Source organism: Rhodopseudomonas palustris HaA2 (assembly GCF_000013365.1).
Taxonomy (GTDB): domain Bacteria; phylum Pseudomonadota; class Alphaproteobacteria; order Rhizobiales; family Xanthobacteraceae; genus Rhodopseudomonas; species Rhodopseudomonas palustris_J.
In genome coordinates, this window is sequence record NC_007778.1 from 2,645,328 (window position 1) to 2,666,123 (window position 20,796).

Sequence of the window (20,796 nt, forward strand, 5' to 3'; positions counted from 1 at the left end):
CCGTCCACCAACGGTTCGACCCCCGGTTCGATACATGGCCCGAAAGCCGCCTGCCAAGCCACCGACCGATCCGGCCGCCGCGCCGACGGCTGATCAATCCGCCGTTCCCGACGCGAAACCCGGCGAGGGCGATGCCGCCGCGTCGCCGCTCGACGAGAAATTCGCGATGCCGGTCGGCAAGACCGCCGCCGTGGTTCCCGGCACCAAGCCGCCGGTGAAACAGCTCGTTCAGGACAAGACGCCGCCGGCGCCGAAGGCCGCGGCGGACGACGACGACGACGAAGAAGACGACGAAGACGGCGAGGGGGAGGACGACGACGAGGACGACGAGGAACTCGTCGTCTTCACCGCGCGCGAGGCCGCCGGCGCGCTCGCCACCATTGCGCGGTTCGTCCGGCCGATCCTGCCGAACTACAGGAAGATGGTCGCGATCGTGGTGTTCGGCGTTCTCGTCGAGACGCTGTTCAACGTCATCATGCCGCTCAGCCTGAAGTTCCTGATCGACGATGCGCTCGGCGAGGAGGACTTCCAGGAACTCTACAAGATTCTGTCGATCCTCGCGGTCGCCGGCGTGATCACCTCGATCGTGGCGATCTGGTACGAGCGCTGGGACGCGCGGCTCGCCGCGTCGGTCATCAGCGACGTGCGCACCCGGCTGTTCGACCACGTCCAGCGGCTGCCCGCCGGCTACTTCGCCCGCACCAAGCGCGGCGAGACGCTGTCGCGTTTCTCGATCGACATGGCGGCGTTCGAGAACGTGGTCGAGATCTTCGCCAACACCGCGCTGCTGCCGCTGCTCGAACTGGTGGCCGGCATCATCCTGATGCTGTTCCTGAACTGGCAGCTCGCCGTGGTCGCGCTCCTGATCTTCCCGATCACGCTGATCGGGCCGCGCATCCTGACGCCGAAGGCGGTGAAGGCCAATTACGAGCAGAAGGTCCAGGAGGCCGGGCTGCTCGGCATGGTGCAGGAGAACGTCGGCGCGCAGGCCGTGGTCAAGGCATTCAGCCTGCAGCGCAAGATGTTCGGCTTCTTTTCGCTGCGCAACAACACGACACGGAACAAGATCGCCGAGGCGATCTTCCTGCGCACGATGGTCGAGCGCTCGGTCACCGTCGCGGTGCTGCTGCTGCACATCGTGGTGCTGGCGATCGGCGCCTATCTGGCGACCAAGGGCCAGATCACGGTCGGCACCTTCGTCACCTTCGAGAGCGCGTTCTGGGAGGTGTCTTACAACATCGCGCATCTGATGCAGTTCATCCCGGTCGCGATCCAGGCCGCCGCCGCGGTCCGCCACATGGAGGAGATGCTCGACGAGCCGACCCCGATCGCCGACCGGCCGGGCGCCGCCGAATTGCCGCGCATCACCGACAACATCGCCTTCGAGCGGGTGACGTTCGGCTACGAGGGCGCGGAGCGGCCGGTGCTCGACAATCTCAGCCTCAGGCTGCAGGCCGGCAAGACCATCGCCATCGTCGGCCCGAGCGGCTCCGGCAAGAGCACGCTGCTCAACCTGATCCTGCGGCTGTATCAGCCCGACGAAGGGCGCGTCACCGTCGACGGCGTCGACGTCCGCAAGGTCACGATGGACTCGCTGCGGCAGAGCATGGCCGTGGTGTTCCAGGACAACATGCTGTTCAACATGACGATCCGCGAGAACATCCGGCTCGGCAAGGAGGGCGCCACCGACGCCGAGGTCGTCGCGGCGGCGAAGAAGGCGGAGATCCACCGCTACATCATGAGCCTGCCGGACAAATACGACACCCAGGTCGGCGAGCGCGGCGATACGCTGTCCGGCGGCCAGCGCCAGCGCCTGGCGATCGCCCGCGCCATCGTGCGCGACCCGGCGGTGCTGCTGCTCGACGAGGCGACCTCGGCGCTCGACCAGACCACCGAAGCGGCGATCAACAAGACGCTGCTGAAGCTGGCGCGCGGCCGCACCATGATCTTCTCGACCCACCGGCTCGCCTCGGTGGTCGAGATGGACGAGATCATCGTCATCTCCAACGGCCAGGCGATCGAGCGCGGCTCGCACAAGGAACTGCTGGCCAAGGACGGCGTCTACCGCAAGCTGTGGGACGACCAGACCCACGGCCGTCACGGCAGCCGCAATGACGACGATGATGATGAAGAGGACGACGACGAGTGATACGTGGCGACGCCGGGTAGCGATCTCGCTGGTGGCTTAGCGGACTTGCTTCACGTCCCAGCGTCATCCTGAGGTGTGCGCTGGGCCGCGCTAAAGCGCGGCACGGCGCGCCTCGAAGGATGAGCCGCACGCACCCCTTGCCGCATCCTTCGAGGCGCGCAACAGCGCGCACCTCAGGATGACGACGTCAGGATTGCTGCGAGTGACTGAGTGAGGAGAAATGGCCGCGCAGACCTCGTCATTGCGAGCGAAGCGAAGCAATCCAGAGCGACGAGTGCCTGATGTTGGATTGCTTCGTCGCCTCGCTCTCGCAATGACGTGTTCTGAGCTGGCGTCAGTTCTTCGTCAGATACAGCGGCGTCCGCAGGGTCAGCTGATAGGCCGGCTTCGGCGTCCAGGCGATCTGCGCGGTGACGCCGAACAGCCGGTTGTCGTCGTCGTCCATCCGGTCGAGATCGAACCGCAGGATCGGCTGGGTGAACGGGTCGAGCGGCGTGAGATTCAGCAACTGCGCGCCGCCGAACGACTGCACGCCGGCGCGGCCCGTCACTTTCCAGTTGGTCTCCCACTGATAGAAGCCGCCGAGCCAGCCGACCCAGTTCGGCCGGATCTCGGCGCGGTCGGCGTCGATCGCCGTCAGTGTCGATTGCACGCCGACCAGAATCCCGCGGGTTTCGTCGGCGTCGAGCGCGTAGCTTGCCTCGAGGATGGTGTTCAGCGACGTGGTGGCGAGCGGCCCGGACGGCACTGCGCGGGTCAGCGTGGTTTGCAATGTCAGCGTCGGGATCGCGCCGCCGTTCTGCTGATGGAGGTCGGCCTGCACGCCGAGGTTCCAACTCGTGATCGCGACCGCGCTCCAGTCGAAATCGCCGGCCTTCGATGCCGTCGCGCTGAAGCCGCCATACAGCGAGACCTGCTCATTGACGTCCACCGTCAGCGGCACGTCGAAGCCGACGCCCTGGCTCGCCGGCAGCGACAGGCCGGGCAGGGACGTCCGCGTGGACAGGGCGGTCAATTGCGACAGCGCGCTCCCCGTGTTGGCGAAGCCGATCGCCAGCACGCCGGCCGGGACCCGCGAATAGGTGCTGCGCAGATCGAGATAGACCTGCGGCGCAAACGGCTTGGCGACGTCGTCATCGTCGTCGGCGTGGTTCGCGACATCCTTGACGACATCCTTGACGACATCCTTGGCGAAGGCGAAAGCGGGGAGCTGCAGCGCGATCAGGGTCGCCAACGCGGAACGCGAAGCGAGGCCCACGCGCCGCGACCTCGCGCCGCCTGCGGAGCGCCTGCTCACCTGGTTGCCCCCCACGCCGTCACGGATCGGACTGCCTCTCGCACCGACGCGCTCGAATGACGCCGGAGCGGATCAGTAAGCACGCGGGCCGGCGCGGTTGCAATCCCGGCGGGCCGCGCCTTGGAGTCCCAATGAATGTGCGTGCATTGTATAAAAAGACACCTCATACGTGCATCGCCGTCCTTCTCCGCAACAGGCCGGGCCGTGGGAAGGCGCGCGCGGGCACGAATCGTTAACGCGACTCATGCTGCCGCATGTTGCGCGGATACGACGAAGACGTGACCGATTCTGTTCGAACCGTTCCGGCGTCCGCTGAATCCGGCGCTGGGCCGGCAGCGCCCCGCGCTGGAAGGCGGCCCTCGACGAGCGCGGCGACCGCACGAAAACCCCTTTATGGCGGGCATTTACTGCACGCGCGGGAGCGACGCGCGAGTTGCGCCAGAACGACAGCCGCCGCGTGGTTTTGCCTTGACTTGAGAGGGTTGCGCCGATAAAACCCGGCCACTTCAAGACAGGCGGTGAGCTTCGCCAACGTCGGAACGGACCACCCGGACGTCTTCACGGACTTCGGGCACCAACCTCGACCCAAGACGCTCAGACGCTGTCTCTAAAGCCAGGCAATGCCAGGACGTTCATCGTTCTCCGGAGAGTTTCTCTCCTGAGGACTGTTTTGGAAGCATGACCTCGGTACGAGGACGGTCAGCCGATGCTGATCGGACTTTGCTGCGGTCCTCTGTTGCATGGAAGCGCTTTCCGCTCAGCAATGAGTGGCTGGCGCGATTTCGCTTTGCGTGATCGGACTTGCTCCAATCCTGCGAGGCGGCCGCTGGGGCGGGTGCCCCGAACGAATTTGCGAAACCCCACAAAGGTTTCGCGTGAAGCCAAGGGTGAAGGCGAAGATGCCGACGATCAACCAGCTGATCGCACGTCCGCGCGTTGTGCAGAAGTCGCGCAAGAAGGTTCCGGCGCTCCAGCAGTCGCCGCAGAAGCGCGGCGTGTGCACCCGCGTCTACACCACGACGCCGAAGAAGCCGAACTCGGCTCTCCGCAAGGTCGCCAAGGTTCGGCTGACCAACGGCTTCGAGGTGATCGGTTACATTCCGGGTGAAGGCCACAACCTTCAGGAGCACTCGGTGGTCATGATCCGCGGCGGCCGCGTCAAGGATTTGCCCGGCGTGCGCTACCATATTCTCCGCGGCGTCCTCGATACCCAGGGCGTCAAGAACCGTAAGCAGCGTCGTTCGAAGTACGGCGCGAAGCGTCCGAAGTAAGCGGGAAGCTCAACCATGTCTCGTCGTCATGCCGCCGAAAAGCGCGAAGTTCTGCCGGATCCGAAGTTCGGGAACATCGTCGTTACCAAGTTCATGAATTCGGTGATGTACGCCGGCAAGAAGTCGGTCGCCGAGAGCATCGTCTATGGTGCGCTCGACCTCATCGAGGCCAAGACCAAGCAGGCTCCGCTGACCGTGTTCGAGCAGGCGCTCGAAAACGTCATGCCGGCCATCGAGGTCCGGTCCCGCCGCGTCGGCGGCGCCACCTATCAGGTGCCGGTCGAAGTCCGCAGCACCCGGCGCCAGGCGCTGGGCATCCGCTGGCTGATCACGGCCGCCCGCGGCCGCAACGAGAAGACCATGACCGAGCGGCTGTCGGCCGAATTGCTCGACGCCTCGAACAACCGCGGCAATGCCGTAAAGAAGCGTGAAGACGTGCACAAGATGGCGGAAGCCAACCGCGCGTTCTCGCACTATCGCTGGTAACGGCGAAGCAACGGAAGCAAGGAAGACGTCATGCCCCGCGTTCACGCCATCGAGGACTACCGCAACTTCGGCATCATGGCCCACATCGATGCCGGCAAGACCACGACGACCGAGCGCATCCTGTTCTACACCGGCAAGAGCCACAAGATCGGCGAAGTGCACGAAGGTGCCGCGACGATGGATTGGATGGCGCAGGAGCAGGAGCGGGGCATCACGATCACCTCCGCCGCCACCACCGCGTTCTGGAACGGCAAGCGCCTCAACATCATCGACACCCCCGGCCATGTCGACTTCACCATCGAAGTCGAGCGTTCGCTGCGCGTGCTCGACGGTGCGGTATGCGTGCTCGATAGCAACCAGGGCGTCGAGCCGCAGACCGAGACGGTCTGGCGTCAGGGCGACAAGTATCGGGTTCCGCGCATCGTCTTCGCCAACAAGATGGACAAGACCGGCGCCGACTTCTTCAAGTGCCTGCAGGACATCGTCGACCGCCTCGGCGCCAAGCCGGTGGCGATCCAGCTGCCGATCGGCTCGGAGAACAACTTCAAGGGCCTGATCGATCTGGTCCGCATGAAGGCCGTGGTGTGGAACGATGAATCGCTCGGCGCCAAGTTCGAAGACACCGACATTCCGGAAGATCTGCTCGAGCAGGCCAAGGAATATCGCGAGAAGATGATCGAAGCCGCCGTCGAGCTCGACGACGACGCCATGGCCGCCTATCTCGACGGCAAAGAGCCCGACGAGGCGACGCTGAAGCGGCTGATCCGCAAGGCGGTGCTGAACGGCGCGTTCTATCCGGTGCTGTGCGGTTCGGCGTTCAAGAACAAGGGCGTGCAGCCGCTGCTCGACGCCGTGGTCGACTACCTGCCGTCGCCGGTCGACGTGCCGGCGATCAAGGGCATCGACGAGGACGGCAACGAAGTCGTGCGCAAGGCGGACGACAGCGAGCCGCTGGCGCTGCTCGCGTTCAAGATCATGGACGACCCGTTCGTCGGCACCATCACGTTCTGCCGCATCTATTCCGGCGTTCTGCAGAGCGGCACCGGCGTGGTGAACTCGACCCGCGAGAAGAAAGAGCGCATCGGCCGCATGCTGCTGATGCACGCCAACAACCGCGAAGACATCAAGGAAGCCTATGCCGGCGACATCGTCGCGCTGGCCGGCCTCAAGGAAGCGCGCACCGGCGACACGCTGTGCGATCCCGCCAAGCCGGTGATCCTCGAAAAGATGGAATTCCCAGAGCCGGTGATCGAGATCGCGATCGAGCCGAAGTCGAAGGCCGACCAGGAGAAGCTCGGCGTCGCGCTGGCGAAGCTCGCGGCCGAAGATCCGTCGTTCCGGGTCTCGACCGATATCGAGTCGGGTCAGACCATCCTCAAGGGGATGGGCGAACTGCATCTCGACATCAAGGTCGACATCCTGAAGCGCACCTACAAGGTCGATGCGAATATCGGCGCGCCGCAGGTGGCGTTCCGTGAGCGCATCACCAAGAAGGCCGAGGTCGACTACACCCACAAGAAGCAGACCGGCGGTACCGGTCAGTTCGCGGCGGTGAGCTTCATCGTCGAGCCGAACGAGCCAGGCGCCGGCTACGAGTTCATCTCCAAGGTCGTCGGCGGTTCGGTTCCGAAGGAATACATCCCCGGCGTCGAGAAGGGCATCGAGAGCGTGCTCGGCTCCGGCGTGGTCGCGGGCTTCCCGGTGGTCGACGTCAAGGTGACGCTGGTCGACGGCAAGTATCACGACGTCGACTCGTCGGCGCTCGCCTTCGAAATCGCCTCGCGGGCTGCGTTCCGCGAAGCGCTGCAGAAGGGCAAGTCGGTTCTGCTCGAGCCGATCATGAAGGTCGAATGCGTCACCCCGGAAGACTACACCGGTTCGGTGATCGGCGATCTCAACTCGCGGCGCGGCCAGATCCAGGGCCAGGACATGCGCGGCAACGCCAACGTCATCAACGCGATGGTGCCGCTCATGAACATGTTCGGTTACGTGAACAACCTGCGCTCGATGAGCCAGGGTCGCGCGACCTTCACGATGCAGTTCGACCACTACGCGGAAGCCCCGGCCAACGTGTCGGCGGAAGTCCAGAAGAAGTTTGCCTGATTGTCGCCGGCGTAAGCCGCGACTGAACGGAGAAGAACGATGGCCAAAGCAAAATTCGAACGTACCAAGCCGCATTGCAATATCGGGACGATCGGTCACGTCGACCATGGCAAGACGTCGCTGACGGCGGCGATCACCAAGGTTCTGGCGGAGACGGGCGGCGCGACGTTCACGGCCTACGACCAGATCGACAAGGCGCCGGAAGAGAAGGCGCGCGGCATCACGATTTCGACGGCTCACGTCGAATACGAGACGACGAACCGCCACTACGCGCATGTCGACTGCCCGGGCCACGCCGACTACGTCAAGAACATGATCACCGGTGCGGCGCAGATGGACGGCGGCATTCTGGTGGTGTCGGCGGCCGACGGCCCGATGCCGCAGACCCGCGAGCACATCCTGCTGGCGCGCCAGGTCGGCGTTCCGGCGCTGGTGGTGTTCCTGAACAAGTGCGACATGGTCGACGATCCGGAACTGCTCGAGCTGGTCGAGATGGAAGTGCGCGAGCTTCTGTCGAAGTACGACTTCCCGGGCGACGACATTCCGATCATCAAGGGCTCGGCGCTGGCCGCTCTGGAGAACTCGGATCAGAAGCTCGGCCACGACGCGATCCTGGAGCTGATGAAGGCGGTCGACGCCTACATTCCGCAGCCGGAGCGCCCGATCGACCAGCCGTTCCTGATGCCGGTCGAAGACGTGTTCTCGATCTCGGGCCGCGGCACGGTGGTGACCGGCCGCGTCGAGCGCGGCATCGTCAAGGTCGGCGAGGAAATCGAGATCGTCGGCATCCGCGACACCCAGAAGACGACCTGCACGGGCGTCGAAATGTTCCGCAAGCTGCTCGACCAGGGCCAGGCCGGCGACAACATCGGCTGCCTGCTGCGCGGCACCAAGCGCGAAGACGTCGAGCGCGGCCAGGTGCTGTGCAAGCCGGGTTCGGTGAAGCCGCACACCAAGTTCAAGGCCGAGGCCTACATCCTGACCAAGGAAGAGGGCGGCCGTCACACCCCGTTCTTCACCAACTATCGTCCGCAGTTCTACTTCCGCACCACCGACGTCACCGGCGTCGTGCATCTGCCGGAAGGCACCGAGATGGTGATGCCGGGCGACAACATCGCCATGGAAGTGCACCTGATCGTGCCGATCGCGATGGAAGAAAAGCTGCGCTTCGCCATCCGCGAAGGCGGCCGCACCGTCGGCGCCGGCGTGGTGGCCTCGATCATCGAGTAAGGCGAATAGCGAATAGAGAGTGGCGGACGGATCCCCGCTCGCCACTCACTACTCACCATTGGCTCACTGAAGAAAGATACGGCAATGAACGGCCAGAATATTCGCATTCGCCTCAAGGCGTTTGACCATCGGATTCTCGATACGTCGACGCGTGAGATCGTCAACACCGCGAAGCGAACCGGTGCGCAGGTGCGCGGGCCGATTCCGCTGCCGACCCGGATCGAGAAGTTCACCGTCAACCGTTCGCCGCACGTCGACAAGAAGAGCCGCGAGCAGTTCGAGATGCGCACTCACAAGCGCCTTCTCGACATCGTCGACCCGACCCCGCAGACCGTCGATGCTTTGATGAAGCTCGACCTCGCTGCCGGCGTCGACGTCGAAATCAAGCTCTGAGATTGGACCGTCCGGTTACTTAACGGACAGAAAGAACAGGAAGCACGCCGATGCGCTCCGGAGTGATCGCACAGAAGGTCGGGATGACGCGGGTCTTTACGGAGACCGGCGAACATATCCCCGTGACCGTGCTGAAGCTGGGCAACTGCCAGGTGCTCGCCCATCGCACCACTGAAAAGAACGGCTACGTCGCGCTGCAGCTCGGTTCGGGTGCGCGCAAGACGGTGTACATGCCGAAGGCCGAGCGCGGTCAGTTCGCCGTCGCCAAGGTCGAGCCGAAGCGCAAGGTCGCCGAGTTCCGCGTGTCCGAGGACGCGCTGATCCCGGTCGGCGCCGAGATCCAGGCCGACCACTTCGTCGTCGGCCAGTTCGTCGACGTCACCGGCACCTCGGTCGGCAAGGGCTTCGCCGGCGGCATGAAGCGCTGGAATTTCGGCGGTCTGCGCGCCACCCACGGTGTGTCGGTGTCGCATCGTTCGATCGGTTCGACCGGTGGCCGTCAGGACCCGGGCAAGACCTTCAAGAACAAGAAGATGCCCGGCCACATGGGCGTCGATCGCATCACCACGCTGAATCTGCGCGTGGTGCAGCTCGACGTCGAGCGCGGCCTGATCCTGGTCGAGGGCGCCGTTCCCGGCTCCAAGGGCGGCTGGATCTCGGTGCGCGACGCCGTCAAGAAGGCGCTGCCGGCCGACGCGCCGAAGCCGGGCAAGTTCCGGCTCGCCAACGGCGGCGAAGAAGCAGCGGCTCCGGCTGCCGAGCAGGAGGGTGTGTGAGATGGAATTGAAAGTCACCACTCTCGAGGGTCAGGAAGCCGGCTCGGTCCAGCTCTCCGACGCCATCTTCGGTCTCGAGCCGCGCAACGACATTGTGCAGCGCTGCGTGATCTGGCAGCTCGCCAAGCGTCAGGCCGGCACCCACAAGGCCAAGGGCCGCGCCGAAGTCTGGCGCACCGGCAAGAAGATGTACAAGCAGAAGGGCACCGGCGGTGCTCGTCACGGTTCGCAGCGCGTGCCGCAGTTCCGCGGCGGTGGCCGTGCGTTCGGTCCGGTGGTGCGTTCGCACGCCATCGACCTGCCGAAGAAGGTCCGTGCGCTGGCGCTGCGCCACGCGCTGTCGGCCAAGGCCAAGGGCGGCGGGCTGATCGTGATCGACAAGGCCGAGCTTGAAGCCGCGAAGACCAAGGCTTTGGTCGGAGCGTTCTCCGGCCTTGGTCTGACCAACGCGCTGATCATCGACGGCGCCGAGGTCAACACCGGGTTCGCCACGGCGGCCCGCAACATCCCGAACATCGACGTGCTGCCGATCCAGGGCATCAACGTCTACGATATCGTGCGCCGTCGGAAGTTGGTTCTGACGAAGGCCGCTCTCGATGCGTTGGAGGCGCGCTTCAAATGAAATCGATCGATCCGCGCCATTACGACGTGATCGTCTCGCCGGTCGTGACCGAAAAGGCCACGATGGCGTCCGAGCACAACAAGGTCGTGTTCAAGGTGCAGAGCGGCGCGACCAAGCCGCAAATCAAGGAAGCCGTCGAAAAGCTGTTCGACGTCAAAGTGAAGAGCGTGAACACGCTGGTGCGCAAGGGCAAGTCGAAGTCCTTCCGCGGCACCTTCGGCACGCAGTCGGACGTCAAGCGCGCGGTCGTGACCCTGGAAGAGGGTCATCGCATCGACGTGACCACCGGACTGTAAGGCGGGACCGACCATGGCATTGAAAAAATACAATCCCACGACGCCGGGCCAGCGCCAGCTGGTGATGGTCGATCGTTCGGCGCTCTACAAGGGCAAGCCGGTCAAGACGCTGACCGAAGGCAAGCACTCGAACGGCGGCCGCAACAACACCGGCCGGATCACCGTGCGGTTCCGCGGCGGCGGCCACAAGAAGACCTATCGTCTGGTCGACTTCAAGCGCACCAAGGTCGACGTTCCGGCCAAGGTCGAGCGCCTGGAATACGATCCGAACCGCACCGCGTTCATCGCGCTGATCAAGTACGAGGACGGCGAGCAGGCCTACATCCTGGCGCCGCAGCGCCTCGCGGTCGGCGACACCGTGATCGCCGGCGCCTATGTCGACGTCAAGCCGGGCAACGTCATGCCGCTCGGCAACATGCCGATCGGCACCATCGTGCACAATGTCGAGCTCAAGATCGGCAAGGGCGGGCAGATCGCGCGTTCGGCCGGCACCTACGCTCAGCTCGTCGGCCGCGACCATGACTACGTCATCATGCGTCTGAATTCAGGCGAGCAGCGCCTGGTCCACGGCCGCTGCACCGCCACCATCGGTGCGGTGTCGAACCCGGACCACATGAACATCTCGATCGGCAAGGCCGGGCGTACGCGCTGGCTCGGCTGGCGCCCGCACAACCGCGGTGTCGTCATGAACCCGATCGACCATCCGCACGGCGGCGGCGAAGGCCGCACCTCGGGCGGCCGTCACCCGGTCACTCCGTGGGGCAAGCCGACCAAGGGCAAGAAGACCCGCTCGAACAAGTCGACCGACAAGTTCATTCTCATCAGCCGCCACAAGCGGAAGAAGAAGTAAGGAAGCCGGACATGGTTCGCTCAGTCTGGAAGGGCCCGTTCGTCGAGGGCTCGCTGCTGAAGAAGGCGGATGCCGCGCGTGCGTCGGGCCGTCACGACGTCATCAAGATCTGGAGCCGCCGCTCCACCATCCTGCCGCAGTTCGTCGGGCTGACTTTCGGCGTCTACAACGGCCAGAAGCACGTGCCGGTGGCGATCAACGAGGAAATGGTGGGTCACAAGTTCGGCGAGTTCTCGCCGACCCGCACGTTCCACGGCCACTCCGGCGACAAGAAGTCGAAGAAGGGTTGAGGACCAAGCCATGAGCAAACCCAAGCGCGAACGGGTCCTCCCCGATAACGAGGCCAAGGCCGTTGCCCGGATGCTTCGCGTCAGCCCGCAGAAGCTCAACCTGGTGGCCCAGCTGATCCGTGGTCGCAAGGCCGCGGCGGCGCTGGCCGACCTGCAATTCTCGCGCAAGCGGATCGCGGTCGACGTCAAGAAGTGCCTGGAATCGGCGATCGCCAATGCCGAGAACAACCACGACCTCGACGTCGACGCGCTCGTCGTCTCCGAGGCCCATGTCGGCAAGGGCATCGTGATGAAGCGCTTCTCGCCGCGCGGCCGCGGCCGCTCGGGCCGTATTCTGAAACCATTCGCGCAGCTGACGATCGTCGTTCGTCAGGTCGAAGCCGAAGCAAGCGCTTAACGCCAGGGCGCGGGAGACTTTCGATGGGTCAAAAGATCAATCCGATCGGGCTGCGGCTGGGCATCAACCGGACGTGGGATTCCCGTTGGTTCGCCGGCAAGAACGAGTACGGCAAGCTGCTGCACGAGGACGTCAAGATCCGTGAGATCCTGCACAAGGAATTGAAGCAGGCCGCGGTGGCGCGCATCGTGATCGAGCGCCCGCACAAGAAGTGCCGGGTGACGATCCACTCCGCGCGCCCGGGCGTCGTGATCGGCAAGAAGGGCGCCGACATCGACAAGCTGCGCAAGAAGGTCGCCGACATCACCGCGTCGGACGTCGTCATCAACATCGTCGAAATCCGCAAGCCGGAGCTCGACGCCACGCTGGTCGCCGAATCGATCGCGCAGCAGCTCGAGCGCCGCGTCGCGTTCCGCCGCGCGATGAAGCGGGCGGTGCAGTCGGCGATGCGTCTCGGCGCCGAGGGCATCCGGATCAACTGCTCGGGCCGTCTCGGCGGCGCCGAAATCGCGCGCATGGAGTGGTATCGCGAAGGTCGCGTGCCGCTGCACACGCTGCGCGCCGACATCGATTACGGCGTCGCGACCGCGTTCACCACCTTCGGCACCTGTGGCGTCAAGGTGTGGATCTTCAAGGGCGAGATCCTCGAACACGATCCGATGGCGCAGGACAAGCGTATGGCCGAAGGCGACAATTCCCGCCCGCGCCGCGACGCTGCCTGATCTTCTGCTGAATAAGGTTTGAGGGCGTAAGCCATGATGCAACCAAAGAAGACCAAGTTCCGCAAGGCGCACAAGGGCCGCATCCACGGCGTTGCGTCGTCGGGCGCGACGTTGGCGTTCGGCCAGTTCGGCCTGAAGGCGATGGAGCCGGAGCGCGTCACCGCGCGCCAGATCGAAGCCGCCCGTCGTGCGCTGACCCGCCACATGAAGCGCGCCGGCCGCGTCTGGATCCGGATCTTCCCGGACGTTCCGGTGTCGAAGAAGCCCGCCGAAGTCCGCATGGGCTCCGGCAAGGGCGCGCCGGAATTGTGGGTCGCCCGCGTCAAGCCAGGCCGGGTGATGTTCGAGATCGACGGCGTCAATCAGCAGACCGCCAAGGAAGCGCTGACGCTCGCCGCCGCCAAGCTGCCGATCAAGACGCGCTTCGTCGCGCGCATCGCGGAGTAAGTGTCATGGCTGAGATGAAGAGCGGCGACATCCGCGCGATGAGCGAAGACCAGATGGACGACGCCATCCTCAATCTGAAGAAGGAGCGCTTCAACCTGCGCTTCCAGCGCGCCACCGGCCAGCTCGAGGACACCTCGCGGCTGCGCGAAGCCCGGCGCGACATCGCCCGGATCAAGACCATCGCCGCGCAGAAGCGCGCCGGCAAGACGAAGTAAGGACCACAGAGATGCCGAAGAGGACCCTGCAGGGCGTGGTCGTCAGCGACAAGCAAGCCAAGACCGTGGTGGTGCGCGTCGACCGTCGCTTCACCCACCCGATCTACAAGAAGACGATCCGGCGCTCGAAGAACTACCACGCGCACGACGAGAACGATCAGTTCCATCCGGGCGACATGGTGTGGATCGAGGAGAGCAAGCCGATCTCCAAGTTGAAGCGCTGGACCGTGGTCCGGGGCGAACCGAAGAAGACCGCCTAAGCGCATTTGCGCGTCAGTTGAGAGCGCATCAGCGCATTAGAGAGAGGACGAGGTGCATCAATGATCCAGATGCAGACCAACCTCGACGTGGCCGATAATTCCGGCGCACGCCGTGTCATGTGCATCAAGGTGCTCGGGGGCTCCAAGCGCCGCTATGCCACCGTGGGCGACGTCATCGTGGTGTCGATCAAGGAAGCGATTCCGCGCGGCAAGGTGAAGAAGGGCGACGTCATGAAGGCCGTGGTGGTCCGGGTCCGCAAGGACATCCGCCGCCCCGACGGCTCCGTCATCCGCTTCGACCGCAACGCCGCCGTGCTGATCAACAATCAGTCCGAGCCGGTCGGGACCCGTATCTTCGGGCCGGTGCCGCGCGAGCTGCGTGCGAAGAACCACATGAAAATCATTTCGCTGGCACCGGAGGTGCTGTGATGGCCGCCAAGATTCGTAAGGGCGACAAGGTGATGGTGCTGAGCGGGCGCGACAAGGGTCGCACCGGCGAAGTGTTCGAGGTCCGTCCGGCCGCCGGTGTGGCGCTGGTTCGCGGCATCAATATCGTCAAGCGTCACCAGAAGCAGACCCAATCCCAGGAAGGCGGCATCATCTCGAAAGAGGCGCCGATCGACCTGTCCAACATCGCGATCGTCGGCAAGGACGGCAAACCGACCCGCGTCGGTTTCAAGATCCTGGCGGACGGCAAGAAGGTTCGTATTGCCAAGAGCTCGGGAGCAGAGATCGATGGCTGAGACCGCATACGTTCCGCGCCTTCGCGCGGAGTACGACAACAGCATCCGCACCCAGCTGACTGAAAAGTTCGGCTACGGCAACGTCATGCAGGTTCCCCGGCTCGACAAGGTCGTGCTGAACATGGGCGTCGGCGAGGCGGTCAACGACCGCAAGAAGGCGGAGCAGGCGGCCGCCGACATGGCGCTGATCGCCGGCCAGAAGGCTGTCGTGACCTATTCGCGGGTCGCGATCTCGACCTTCAAGCTGCGCGAGAACCAGCCGATCGGCTGCAAGGTGACGCTGCGCAAGGCCAAGATGTACGAGTTTATCGACCGCCTGATCACCGTCGCGCTGCCGCGCGTCCGGGATTTCCGCGGCCTGAACCCGAAGAGCTTCGACGGCCGCGGCAACTATTCGCTCGGCATCAAAGAGCACATCATTTTCCCCGAAATCGACTTCGACAAGACCGGCGAGTCGTGGGGCATGGACATCACCGTCTGTACGACCGCGGGCACCGACGACGAAGCGCGCGCGCTGTTGACCGCATTCAATTTCCCGTTCCGGCAGTGAGACGCTGACAGCCCCGAGCTGATCTGTCTCAAACGCGGAAACCCAGGAGCCTGGCATGGCAAAGAAGAGTTCGATCGAGAAGAACAATCGTCGGAAGAAGATGACCAAGAACGCGGCGCCGAAGCGCGCGCGTCTGAAGGCCATCATCGCCGACAAGGACCTCCCGATGGAGGAGCGTTTCGCGGCGACCCTGAAGCTCGCCGAGATGCCGCGCAATTCGTCGGCCACCCGGATCCGCAACCGCTGCGAGATCACCGGCCGTGCGCGCTCGGTCTACCGCCTCAACAAGCTGAGCCGTATCGCGATCCGCGATCTCGGCTCGAAGGGCCTGGTTCCCGGCCTCGTCAAGTCGAGCTGGTAAGGAGGGTCGTCAGATGTCAACGCACGATCCGATCAGCGATCTCATCACCCGCATCCGCAACGCGCAGATGCGTTCGAAGTCCAAGGTCTCGACTCCCGGCTCGAGAATGCGCGCGAGCGTGCTCGAAGTGCTGAAGAGCGAGGGCTACATCCGCGGCTACGCCAGCGTCGAGCATCCCTCGGGGCGCAGCGAGCTCGAGATCGAGCTGAAATATTTCGACGGCGAGCCCGTGATCCGCGAAATCGAGCGCGTGTCGCGTCCGGGTCGTCGGGTCTACGCCTCGGTCAAGAATTTGCCGCGCGTCAACAACGGCCTCGGCATCTCGGTGCTGTCGACCCCCAAGGGGATCATGGCCGATCACGATGCCCGCGACGCCAATGTCGGCGGCGAGGTTCTGTTCACGGTGTTCTGAGCGAAGCGTGGCCCGCCGCACGATGCGGCCGGGACGCGCCGAGAGAACGGGAATTGGCGCATCTTCCGCGGCGTCGTTACGCCGGATGATGTTTGGTTAGGAAGGATCGACCATGTCACGCGTTGGCAAGAAGCCCGTCACGGTCCCGTCCGGGGTGACGGCGTCCGTCGAGGGTCAGACCGTCAAGATGAAGGGGCCGAAGGGTCAGCTTCATTTCGTCGTGCACGACGACGTCGACGTCAAGTTCGAGGACGGCTCGGTGAAGGTGGCGCCGCGGTTCGAGACGAATCGCGCGCAGGCGTTGTACGGAACGGCGCGCGCCCAGATCGCGAACCTGGTGGAAGGCGTCACCAAGGGCTTCGAGAAGAAGCTCGAGATCACCGGCGTCGGCTATCGCGCCGCGCTGCAGGGCAAGAAGCTGCAGCTCGCGCTCGGCTACAGCCACGACGTGATCTACGACATCCCGGAAGGGATCACCATCACGGTGCCGAAGCCGACCGAGATCAACGTCGTCGGCATCGACTCGCAGAAGGTCGGTCAGGTCGCGGCCGAGATCCGCGACTATCGTCCGCCGGAGCCCTACAAGGGCAAGGGCGTGCGTTATTCCGACGAGTTCATCTTCCGCAAGGAAGGCAAGAAGAAGTAACGGAGCCGGTCATGTCGAAGTTGAATGTCACGAATGCCCGGCGCAAGACTCGGGTCCGGATCGCGCTGCGGCGCACCGCCAACGGCCGTCCGCGGCTGTCGGTGTTCCGCTCGTCGAAGCATATTTACGCCCAGGTGATCGACGATCTGAAGGGCGAGACCCTGGCCTCGGCGTCGTCGCTGGAGAAGTCGATGCGCGAAGCCGGCAACACCGGCGCCAACATCGACGCGGCGAAGGCGGTCGGCAAGCTGCTGGCGGAGCGCGCGGTGAAGCAGGGCGTCAAGGAAGTCGTGTTCGACCGCGGCGGCTATCTGTATCACGGCCGCGTCAAGGCGCTGGCGGATGCGGCGCGCGAGAGCGGCCTGAGCTTCTAAGTTTCGGTTTGAACGGATACAAGGATCGGGGCGACAGCCTCGCAGAGATTGGAAAACACCATGGCAGCTGAACGCGAACGCGGTGGACGCGAACGGAGCAGGGATCGCGAGGAGCGCGACAGCGAGTTCGTCGACAAGCTCGTCCACATCAACCGTGTGGCGAAGGTCGTGAAGGGCGGCAAGCGCTTCGGCTTCGCGGCGCTGGTCGTGATCGGCGACCAGAAGGGCCGGGTCGGTTTCGGCCACGGCAAGGCGCGCGAAGTTCCGGAAGCGATCCGCAAGGCGACCGAAGCGGCGAAGCGCAACCTGACGCGGGTGGCGCTGCGCGAAGGTCGCACGCTGCATCACGACATCGCCGGCCGTCACGGCGCCGGTCGCGTCTATCTGCGCGCCGCCCCGGCCGGTACCGGCATCATCGCCGGCGGCCCGATGCGCGCGGTGTTCGAGACGCTCGGCATCCAGGACGTGGTGGCGAAATCGATCGGCTCGTCGAACCCCTACAACATGGTTCGCGCGACTTTCGATGCGCTGAAGCACGTCGACTCGCCGCGTTCGGTCGCTGCCCGCCGCAACATCAAGGTGTCCACCCTGCAGGCCCGCCGCGTCGGCGGCGATGCGGAAGTGGTTGCCGAATAACGGCGTGATCACGCGATCCCGCTGACAGAGACAAGACGCGATCCGGAGTGAAGACGATGGCCAACGCCGCAAACATGATCAAGGTCGAGCAGATCGGCAGCCCAATCCGCCGCCATCACTCGCAGCGCGCGACGCTGGTCGGCCTCAAGCTCAACAAGATCGGCCGGGTCACCGAGCTTCAGGATACGCCTGAAGTTCGCGGCATGATCGCCAAGGTGCAACACCTCGTTCGCGTCGTCGACGAGAAGTAAGAGGGCAGGGCGATGAAGCTCAGCGAGATTTCCGACAATCCCGGCGCACGCAAGAAGCGCATGCGCATCGGCCGCGGTATCGGCTCCGGCAAAGGCAAGACCGGCGGCCGTGGCGGCAAGGGCCAGACCGCGCGCTCCGGCGTACGCATCAAGGGCTTCGAAGGCGGCCAGATGCCGCTGCATCGGCGCCTGCCGAAGCGCGGCTTCAACAACATCTTCCGGCTCGAATTCGCCGAGATCAATCTCGACCGGCTGCAGGATGCGATCGACGCCAAGACGATCGACGCCGGCGCGGTGATCAACGCCGAGTCGCTGGTCGCGGCCGGTGTGCTGCGTCGCTCGCGCGACGGCGTGCGGCTGCTCGGCCGCGGTGAGCTCAAGGCGAAGCTCACGATCGAAGTCCACGGCGCCACCAAATCGGCGATCGAGGCGGTCGAGAAGGCCGGCGGATCGGTGAAGATCCTGGCGCCGAAGAAGGACGAAGGCGAAGCCGCGTAACATTGCCGTCATCGCCCGCGAAAGCGGGCGCCGGCCTTGCCGGCGGCGGTGGAATTGACGACATTCGCACACCAAATGATGCCCGGCGCTCCCTCGGCGGCCCGCATCCGGCGGCACCACGGGACGAGTAGCGCGGGAGAAAGCCGGACATGGTCTCTGCAGCGGAACAACTCGCGGCCAACCTCAATTTCTCGGCGCTCGGCAAGGCCGAAGAGCTGAAGAAGCGGATCTGGTTCACGCTCGGCGCGCTGCTGGTCTACCGGCTCGGCACCTACATCCCGCTGCCCGGCATCGATCCCACGGTGTGGGAGCAGGTGTTCAAGTCGCAGGCCGGCGGCATTCTCGGCATGTTCAACATGTTCGCCGGCGGCGGCATCCACCGCATGGCGATCTTCGCGCTCAACATCATGCCGTACATCTCGGCATCGATCATCGTGCAGCTCTTGACCACGGTGTCGCCGCAGCTCGAGGCGCTGAAGAAGGAAGGCGAATCCGGCCGCAAGACGCTGAACCAGTACACCCGCTATCTCACGGTGATCCTGGCGGCGTTCCAGTCCTACGGCATCGCCGTCGGCCTGCAGGGCGCCGGCAATGTGGTGTCGGAGCCCGGCGCGTTCTTCCTGCTGTCGACGGCGATCACGCTGACCGGCGGAACCATGTTCCTGATGTGGCTGGGCGAGCAGATCACTTCGCGCGGCATCGGCAACGGCATCTCGCTGATCATCCTCGCCGGCATCGTCGCCGAGTTGCCCTCGGCGCTCGCCAGCATGCTCGAACTCGGCCGTCAGGGCGCGCTGTCGACCGCGCTGATCCTGCTGGTGCTGGTGATGTCGGTCGTCGTCATCGCCTTCATCGTGTTCATGGAGCGGGCGCAGCGCCGGCTGCTGATCCAGTATCCGAAGCGCCAGGTCGGCAACAAGATGTTCGAGGGCCAGTCCTCGCATCTGCCGCTGAAGCTCAACACCTCCGGCGTGATCCCGCCGATCTTCGCCTCGTCGCTGCTGCTGCTGCCGACCACGATCGCGAGCTTCAATTCGGGCACCGGCCCGGAATGGTTCCAGTGGATCGTCACCCAGTTCGGCCACGGCCGGCCGCTGTTCCTGGTGTTCTACATCGCGATGATCGTGTTCTTCGCGTTCTTCTACACCGCGATCGTGTTCAACCCGACCGAGACCGCGGACAATCTGAAGAAGCACGGCGGCTTCATCCCGGGCATCCGCCCCGGCGAGCGCACCGCGGAATACATCGACTTCGTGCTGACGCGCATCACCGCGGTCGGAGCGATCTATCTGGCGATCGTCTGTCTGATCCCCGAAGTCCTGATTTCCTACGCGGCGGTGCCGTTCTATTTCGGCGGAACTTCGCTTCTGATCGTGGTCAGCGTCACGATGGACACGGTCGCCCAGGTGCAGGGCTATCTGCTGGCGCATCAGTATGAAGGCCTGATCCGGAAGTCGAAGTTGAGGGGCCGTAAGAAATGAGACTGATCCTTCTCGGGCCGCCGGGGGCGGGCAAGGGAACGCAAGCGGCCCGCCTGGTTCAGCAATACGGACTGGTGCAGCTTTCCACCGGAGACATGCTGCGCGCCGCGGTCGCGGCCGGCACGCCGGTCGGGCTGAAGGCCAAGGACATCATGGCGAGCGGCGGCCTGGTGCCGGACGAGGTGGTGATCGGCATCATCTCCGACCGCATCGAGCAGCCCGACGCCACCAACGGCTTCATCCTCGACGGCTTTCCGCGCACCGTGCCGCAGGCCGAGGCGCTCGACGCGCTGCTCAAGGACAAGAAGCTCGGCCTCGATGCCGTGGTCGAATTGCGGGTCAACGAAAGCGCGCTGCTGGCCCGGGTCGAGACCCGCGTCGCGGAGATGCGCGAGCGGGGCGAGGAGCCCCGCGCCGACGACAACGCCGAGGCGCTGGCGAAGCGCCTGACCGCGTATCGCCTGCAGACCGAGCCGCTGGTCGAGTATTATTCGGACAAGCGCAAGCTGCTGACCGTCGACGGCATGATGACCATCGACGAGGTCACCCGCGAGATCGGCCGGATCCTTGAGGCGCTCGGCGAGGCCAACGCCAAGAAGGCTGCCAAGACCGCCGCTGCCAAGCGCGCGGTCAAAAAGAGCGCGAAGCCGGCCAAGGCTTCCGGCAAGCCCAAGGCTTCCGGCAAGGCGAAAGCTCCCGGCAAGGCTCCGGCCAAGAAAGCTTCGGCCAAGAAGGCAGTTAGCGGAAAATCTTCGAGCAAGGCGGAATCCGCCAAGACGGCTTCGGCCGGTCTGAAGAAGCCGGCGAAAGCCACGAAGAAGACTGGCAAAAAGGCCGCCAAGGTCGCGAGCAAGGCGCCCGCCAAGGCGGCCAAGACGGCCGGCAAGAAAGCAAACAAATCGAAGGCCAAATCGGCCGCCAAGGCGCCGAAACGCGGCGCCAAGGTGACGAAGAAGGCGGCCAAGAAGGCGGGGACGCCCTCCGCCCAAAAGGCCAGGAAAGTCAACAAAAAGCGAGCTTGAACCTGGATTCGGTTGACG

29 protein-coding genes are annotated in these 20,796 nt (G+C 64.7%); 28 read left to right on the top strand and 1 reads right to left on the bottom strand.

Features of this window, described 5'->3' with window-relative positions; translation table 11 throughout:
- Window positions 1-34: 34 nt before the first annotated feature.
- Complete coding sequence (locus RPB_RS11505; protein ID WP_011441180.1) at window positions 35-2,149, top strand: ABC transporter ATP-binding protein; 2,115 nt, start codon at window positions 35-37, stop codon at window positions 2,147-2,149.
- Between the two features lie 334 nt (window positions 2,150-2,483).
- On the opposite strand, the gene RPB_RS11510 is transcribed toward RPB_RS11505, so the two are convergent.
- Complete coding sequence (locus RPB_RS11510; RefSeq protein WP_011441181.1) at window positions 2,484-3,407, bottom strand: hypothetical protein; 924 nt, start codon at window positions 3,405-3,407, stop codon at window positions 2,484-2,486.
- Window positions 3,408-4,345: 938 nt separating this feature from the next.
- On the opposite strand from RPB_RS11510, the gene rpsL reads away from it, so the two are divergent.
- The 27 genes from rpsL (at window position 4,346) to RPB_RS11645 (ending at window position 20,778) form a co-directional block, all read left to right on the top strand.
- Window positions 4,346-4,717 (top strand): 30S ribosomal protein S12, encoded by a 372-nt coding sequence (rpsL, locus tag RPB_RS11515; RefSeq protein ID WP_011441182.1) that lies wholly within the window; start codon window positions 4,346-4,348, stop codon window positions 4,715-4,717.
- 15 nt (window positions 4,718-4,732) lie between these two features.
- Entirely contained in the window at window positions 4,733-5,203 is a 471-nt protein-coding gene (gene rpsG, locus RPB_RS11520) for a 30S ribosomal protein S7 (protein ID WP_011441183.1), read from the top strand.
- 30 nt (window positions 5,204-5,233) lie between these two features.
- The gene (gene fusA, locus RPB_RS11525; RefSeq protein ID WP_011441184.1) at window positions 5,234-7,306 is read left to right on the top strand and encodes an elongation factor G; all 2,073 of its coding nucleotides are present in this window, start codon (window positions 5,234-5,236) and stop codon (window positions 7,304-7,306) included.
- A gap of 39 nt (window positions 7,307-7,345) precedes the next feature.
- Window positions 7,346-8,536 carry an elongation factor Tu gene (gene tuf, locus RPB_RS11530; protein ID WP_011441158.1) on the top strand — a complete coding sequence of 397 codons (1,191 nt, stop codon included), beginning with the start codon at window positions 7,346-7,348 and terminating at the stop codon, window positions 8,534-8,536.
- A gap of 84 nt (window positions 8,537-8,620) precedes the next feature.
- Window positions 8,621-8,929 carry a 30S ribosomal protein S10 gene (gene rpsJ / locus RPB_RS11535; protein WP_002712302.1) on the top strand — a complete coding sequence of 103 codons (309 nt, stop codon included), beginning with the start codon at window positions 8,621-8,623 and terminating at the stop codon, window positions 8,927-8,929.
- Window positions 8,930-8,979: 50 nt separating this feature from the next.
- On the top strand, window positions 8,980-9,705 hold the full coding sequence (gene rplC, locus RPB_RS11540; protein WP_011441185.1) for a 50S ribosomal protein L3: 726 nt from the start codon (window positions 8,980-8,982) through the stop codon (window positions 9,703-9,705).
- A 1-nt stretch (window position 9,706) separates the two neighbouring features.
- The gene (gene rplD / locus RPB_RS11545; RefSeq protein WP_011441186.1) at window positions 9,707-10,327 is read left to right on the top strand and encodes a 50S ribosomal protein L4; all 621 of its coding nucleotides are present in this window, start codon (window positions 9,707-9,709) and stop codon (window positions 10,325-10,327) included.
- A complete protein-coding gene (locus RPB_RS11550) occupies window positions 10,324-10,623 on the top strand; it encodes a 50S ribosomal protein L23 (protein ID WP_011441187.1) in 300 nt (99 codons plus the stop codon). The genes rplD and RPB_RS11550 overlap by 4 nt, the downstream gene beginning before the upstream one ends.
- A gap of 13 nt (window positions 10,624-10,636) precedes the next feature.
- Complete coding sequence (rplB, locus tag RPB_RS11555; RefSeq protein ID WP_011441188.1) at window positions 10,637-11,473, top strand: 50S ribosomal protein L2; 837 nt, start codon at window positions 10,637-10,639, stop codon at window positions 11,471-11,473.
- Between the two features lie 11 nt (window positions 11,474-11,484).
- Window positions 11,485-11,763: a 30S ribosomal protein S19 gene (gene rpsS, locus RPB_RS11560; RefSeq protein WP_011441189.1), complete on the top strand. Its 279-nt coding sequence runs from the start codon at window positions 11,485-11,487 to the stop codon at window positions 11,761-11,763.
- 10 nt (window positions 11,764-11,773) lie between these two features.
- Window positions 11,774-12,160 carry a 50S ribosomal protein L22 gene (gene rplV / locus RPB_RS11565; protein WP_011441190.1) on the top strand — a complete coding sequence of 129 codons (387 nt, stop codon included), beginning with the start codon at window positions 11,774-11,776 and terminating at the stop codon, window positions 12,158-12,160.
- Window positions 12,161-12,183: 23 nt separating this feature from the next.
- A complete protein-coding gene (gene rpsC, locus RPB_RS11570; protein WP_011441191.1) occupies window positions 12,184-12,882 on the top strand; it encodes a 30S ribosomal protein S3 in 699 nt (232 codons plus the stop codon).
- A 33-nt stretch (window positions 12,883-12,915) separates the two neighbouring features.
- Window positions 12,916-13,329 carry a 50S ribosomal protein L16 gene (rplP, locus tag RPB_RS11575; protein WP_011441192.1) on the top strand — a complete coding sequence of 138 codons (414 nt, stop codon included), beginning with the start codon at window positions 12,916-12,918 and terminating at the stop codon, window positions 13,327-13,329.
- 5 nt (window positions 13,330-13,334) lie between these two features.
- Window positions 13,335-13,544, top strand: a complete 210-nt coding sequence (gene rpmC / locus RPB_RS11580; RefSeq protein ID WP_011441193.1) for a 50S ribosomal protein L29 — start codon at window positions 13,335-13,337, stop codon at window positions 13,542-13,544.
- A gap of 11 nt (window positions 13,545-13,555) precedes the next feature.
- The gene (gene rpsQ / locus RPB_RS11585) at window positions 13,556-13,804 is read left to right on the top strand and encodes a 30S ribosomal protein S17 (RefSeq protein WP_011441194.1); all 249 of its coding nucleotides are present in this window, start codon (window positions 13,556-13,558) and stop codon (window positions 13,802-13,804) included.
- Window positions 13,805-13,864: 60 nt separating this feature from the next.
- Window positions 13,865-14,233 (top strand): 50S ribosomal protein L14, encoded by a 369-nt coding sequence (gene rplN / locus RPB_RS11590; protein ID WP_011441195.1) that lies wholly within the window; start codon window positions 13,865-13,867, stop codon window positions 14,231-14,233.
- A complete protein-coding gene (gene rplX, locus RPB_RS11595; protein WP_011441196.1) occupies window positions 14,233-14,547 on the top strand; it encodes a 50S ribosomal protein L24 in 315 nt (104 codons plus the stop codon). Before rplN ends, rplX begins: the two co-directional genes overlap by 1 nt.
- On the top strand, window positions 14,540-15,097 hold the full coding sequence (rplE, locus tag RPB_RS11600; RefSeq protein ID WP_011441197.1) for a 50S ribosomal protein L5: 558 nt from the start codon (window positions 14,540-14,542) through the stop codon (window positions 15,095-15,097). The genes rplX and rplE overlap by 8 nt, the downstream gene beginning before the upstream one ends.
- A gap of 55 nt (window positions 15,098-15,152) precedes the next feature.
- Window positions 15,153-15,458, top strand: a complete 306-nt coding sequence (gene rpsN, locus RPB_RS11605) for a 30S ribosomal protein S14 (protein ID WP_011441198.1) — start codon at window positions 15,153-15,155, stop codon at window positions 15,456-15,458.
- A gap of 13 nt (window positions 15,459-15,471) precedes the next feature.
- The gene (rpsH, locus tag RPB_RS11610) at window positions 15,472-15,870 is read left to right on the top strand and encodes a 30S ribosomal protein S8 (RefSeq protein WP_011441199.1); all 399 of its coding nucleotides are present in this window, start codon (window positions 15,472-15,474) and stop codon (window positions 15,868-15,870) included.
- A gap of 112 nt (window positions 15,871-15,982) precedes the next feature.
- Complete coding sequence (gene rplF / locus RPB_RS11615) at window positions 15,983-16,516, top strand: 50S ribosomal protein L6 (protein ID WP_011441200.1); 534 nt, start codon at window positions 15,983-15,985, stop codon at window positions 16,514-16,516.
- 11 nt (window positions 16,517-16,527) lie between these two features.
- Window positions 16,528-16,890 (top strand): 50S ribosomal protein L18, encoded by a 363-nt coding sequence (gene rplR, locus RPB_RS11620; protein WP_011441201.1) that lies wholly within the window; start codon window positions 16,528-16,530, stop codon window positions 16,888-16,890.
- A 60-nt stretch (window positions 16,891-16,950) separates the two neighbouring features.
- Window positions 16,951-17,526 carry a 30S ribosomal protein S5 gene (gene rpsE / locus RPB_RS11625; protein WP_011441202.1) on the top strand — a complete coding sequence of 192 codons (576 nt, stop codon included), beginning with the start codon at window positions 16,951-16,953 and terminating at the stop codon, window positions 17,524-17,526.
- A gap of 56 nt (window positions 17,527-17,582) precedes the next feature.
- Window positions 17,583-17,777, top strand: a complete 195-nt coding sequence (rpmD, locus tag RPB_RS11630) for a 50S ribosomal protein L30 (RefSeq protein ID WP_011441203.1) — start codon at window positions 17,583-17,585, stop codon at window positions 17,775-17,777.
- A gap of 12 nt (window positions 17,778-17,789) precedes the next feature.
- Window positions 17,790-18,275 (top strand): 50S ribosomal protein L15, encoded by a 486-nt coding sequence (rplO, locus tag RPB_RS11635; RefSeq protein WP_011441204.1) that lies wholly within the window; start codon window positions 17,790-17,792, stop codon window positions 18,273-18,275.
- A 149-nt stretch (window positions 18,276-18,424) separates the two neighbouring features.
- Entirely contained in the window at window positions 18,425-19,756 is a 1,332-nt protein-coding gene (secY, locus tag RPB_RS11640) for a preprotein translocase subunit SecY (RefSeq protein WP_011441205.1), read from the top strand.
- Window positions 19,753-20,778, top strand: coding sequence for an adenylate kinase (locus tag RPB_RS11645; protein WP_011441206.1), 1,026 nt, complete (start codon window positions 19,753-19,755; stop codon window positions 20,776-20,778). The genes secY and RPB_RS11645 overlap by 4 nt, the downstream gene beginning before the upstream one ends.
- Window positions 20,779-20,796 lie beyond the last annotated feature (18 nt).

What these genes read in the sequence shown, in the direction of transcription:
- RPB_RS11505 (WP_011441180.1), top strand. Translation starts at nt 35, where the DNA reads ATGGCCCGAAAGCCGCCTGCCAAGCCACCGACCGATCCGGCCGCCGCG.
- rpsL (WP_011441182.1), top strand. Translation starts at nt 4,346, where the DNA reads ATGCCGACGATCAACCAGCTGATCGCACGTCCGCGCGTTGTGCAGAAG.
- rpsG (WP_011441183.1), top strand. Translation starts at nt 4,733, where the DNA reads ATGTCTCGTCGTCATGCCGCCGAAAAGCGCGAAGTTCTGCCGGATCCG.
- fusA (WP_011441184.1), top strand. Translation starts at nt 5,234, where the DNA reads ATGCCCCGCGTTCACGCCATCGAGGACTACCGCAACTTCGGCATCATG.
- tuf (WP_011441158.1), top strand. Translation starts at nt 7,346, where the DNA reads ATGGCCAAAGCAAAATTCGAACGTACCAAGCCGCATTGCAATATCGGG.
- rpsJ (WP_002712302.1), top strand. Translation starts at nt 8,621, where the DNA reads ATGAACGGCCAGAATATTCGCATTCGCCTCAAGGCGTTTGACCATCGG.
- rplC (WP_011441185.1), top strand. Translation starts at nt 8,980, where the DNA reads ATGCGCTCCGGAGTGATCGCACAGAAGGTCGGGATGACGCGGGTCTTT.
- rplD (WP_011441186.1), top strand. Translation starts at nt 9,707, where the DNA reads ATGGAATTGAAAGTCACCACTCTCGAGGGTCAGGAAGCCGGCTCGGTC.
- RPB_RS11550 (WP_011441187.1), top strand. Translation starts at nt 10,324, where the DNA reads ATGAAATCGATCGATCCGCGCCATTACGACGTGATCGTCTCGCCGGTC.
- rplB (WP_011441188.1), top strand. Translation starts at nt 10,637, where the DNA reads ATGGCATTGAAAAAATACAATCCCACGACGCCGGGCCAGCGCCAGCTG.
- rpsS (WP_011441189.1), top strand. Translation starts at nt 11,485, where the DNA reads ATGGTTCGCTCAGTCTGGAAGGGCCCGTTCGTCGAGGGCTCGCTGCTG.
- rplV (WP_011441190.1), top strand. Translation starts at nt 11,774, where the DNA reads ATGAGCAAACCCAAGCGCGAACGGGTCCTCCCCGATAACGAGGCCAAG.
- rpsC (WP_011441191.1), top strand. Translation starts at nt 12,184, where the DNA reads ATGGGTCAAAAGATCAATCCGATCGGGCTGCGGCTGGGCATCAACCGG.
- rplP (WP_011441192.1), top strand. Translation starts at nt 12,916, where the DNA reads ATGATGCAACCAAAGAAGACCAAGTTCCGCAAGGCGCACAAGGGCCGC.
- rpmC (WP_011441193.1), top strand. Translation starts at nt 13,335, where the DNA reads ATGGCTGAGATGAAGAGCGGCGACATCCGCGCGATGAGCGAAGACCAG.
- rpsQ (WP_011441194.1), top strand. Translation starts at nt 13,556, where the DNA reads ATGCCGAAGAGGACCCTGCAGGGCGTGGTCGTCAGCGACAAGCAAGCC.
- rplN (WP_011441195.1), top strand. Translation starts at nt 13,865, where the DNA reads ATGATCCAGATGCAGACCAACCTCGACGTGGCCGATAATTCCGGCGCA.
- rplX (WP_011441196.1), top strand. Translation starts at nt 14,233, where the DNA reads ATGGCCGCCAAGATTCGTAAGGGCGACAAGGTGATGGTGCTGAGCGGG.
- rplE (WP_011441197.1), top strand. Translation starts at nt 14,540, where the DNA reads ATGGCTGAGACCGCATACGTTCCGCGCCTTCGCGCGGAGTACGACAAC.
- rpsN (WP_011441198.1), top strand. Translation starts at nt 15,153, where the DNA reads ATGGCAAAGAAGAGTTCGATCGAGAAGAACAATCGTCGGAAGAAGATG.
- rpsH (WP_011441199.1), top strand. Translation starts at nt 15,472, where the DNA reads ATGTCAACGCACGATCCGATCAGCGATCTCATCACCCGCATCCGCAAC.
- rplF (WP_011441200.1), top strand. Translation starts at nt 15,983, where the DNA reads ATGTCACGCGTTGGCAAGAAGCCCGTCACGGTCCCGTCCGGGGTGACG.
- rplR (WP_011441201.1), top strand. Translation starts at nt 16,528, where the DNA reads ATGTCGAAGTTGAATGTCACGAATGCCCGGCGCAAGACTCGGGTCCGG.
- rpsE (WP_011441202.1), top strand. Translation starts at nt 16,951, where the DNA reads ATGGCAGCTGAACGCGAACGCGGTGGACGCGAACGGAGCAGGGATCGC.
- rpmD (WP_011441203.1), top strand. Translation starts at nt 17,583, where the DNA reads ATGGCCAACGCCGCAAACATGATCAAGGTCGAGCAGATCGGCAGCCCA.
- rplO (WP_011441204.1), top strand. Translation starts at nt 17,790, where the DNA reads ATGAAGCTCAGCGAGATTTCCGACAATCCCGGCGCACGCAAGAAGCGC.
- secY (WP_011441205.1), top strand. Translation starts at nt 18,425, where the DNA reads ATGGTCTCTGCAGCGGAACAACTCGCGGCCAACCTCAATTTCTCGGCG.
- RPB_RS11645 (WP_011441206.1), top strand. Translation starts at nt 19,753, where the DNA reads ATGAGACTGATCCTTCTCGGGCCGCCGGGGGCGGGCAAGGGAACGCAA.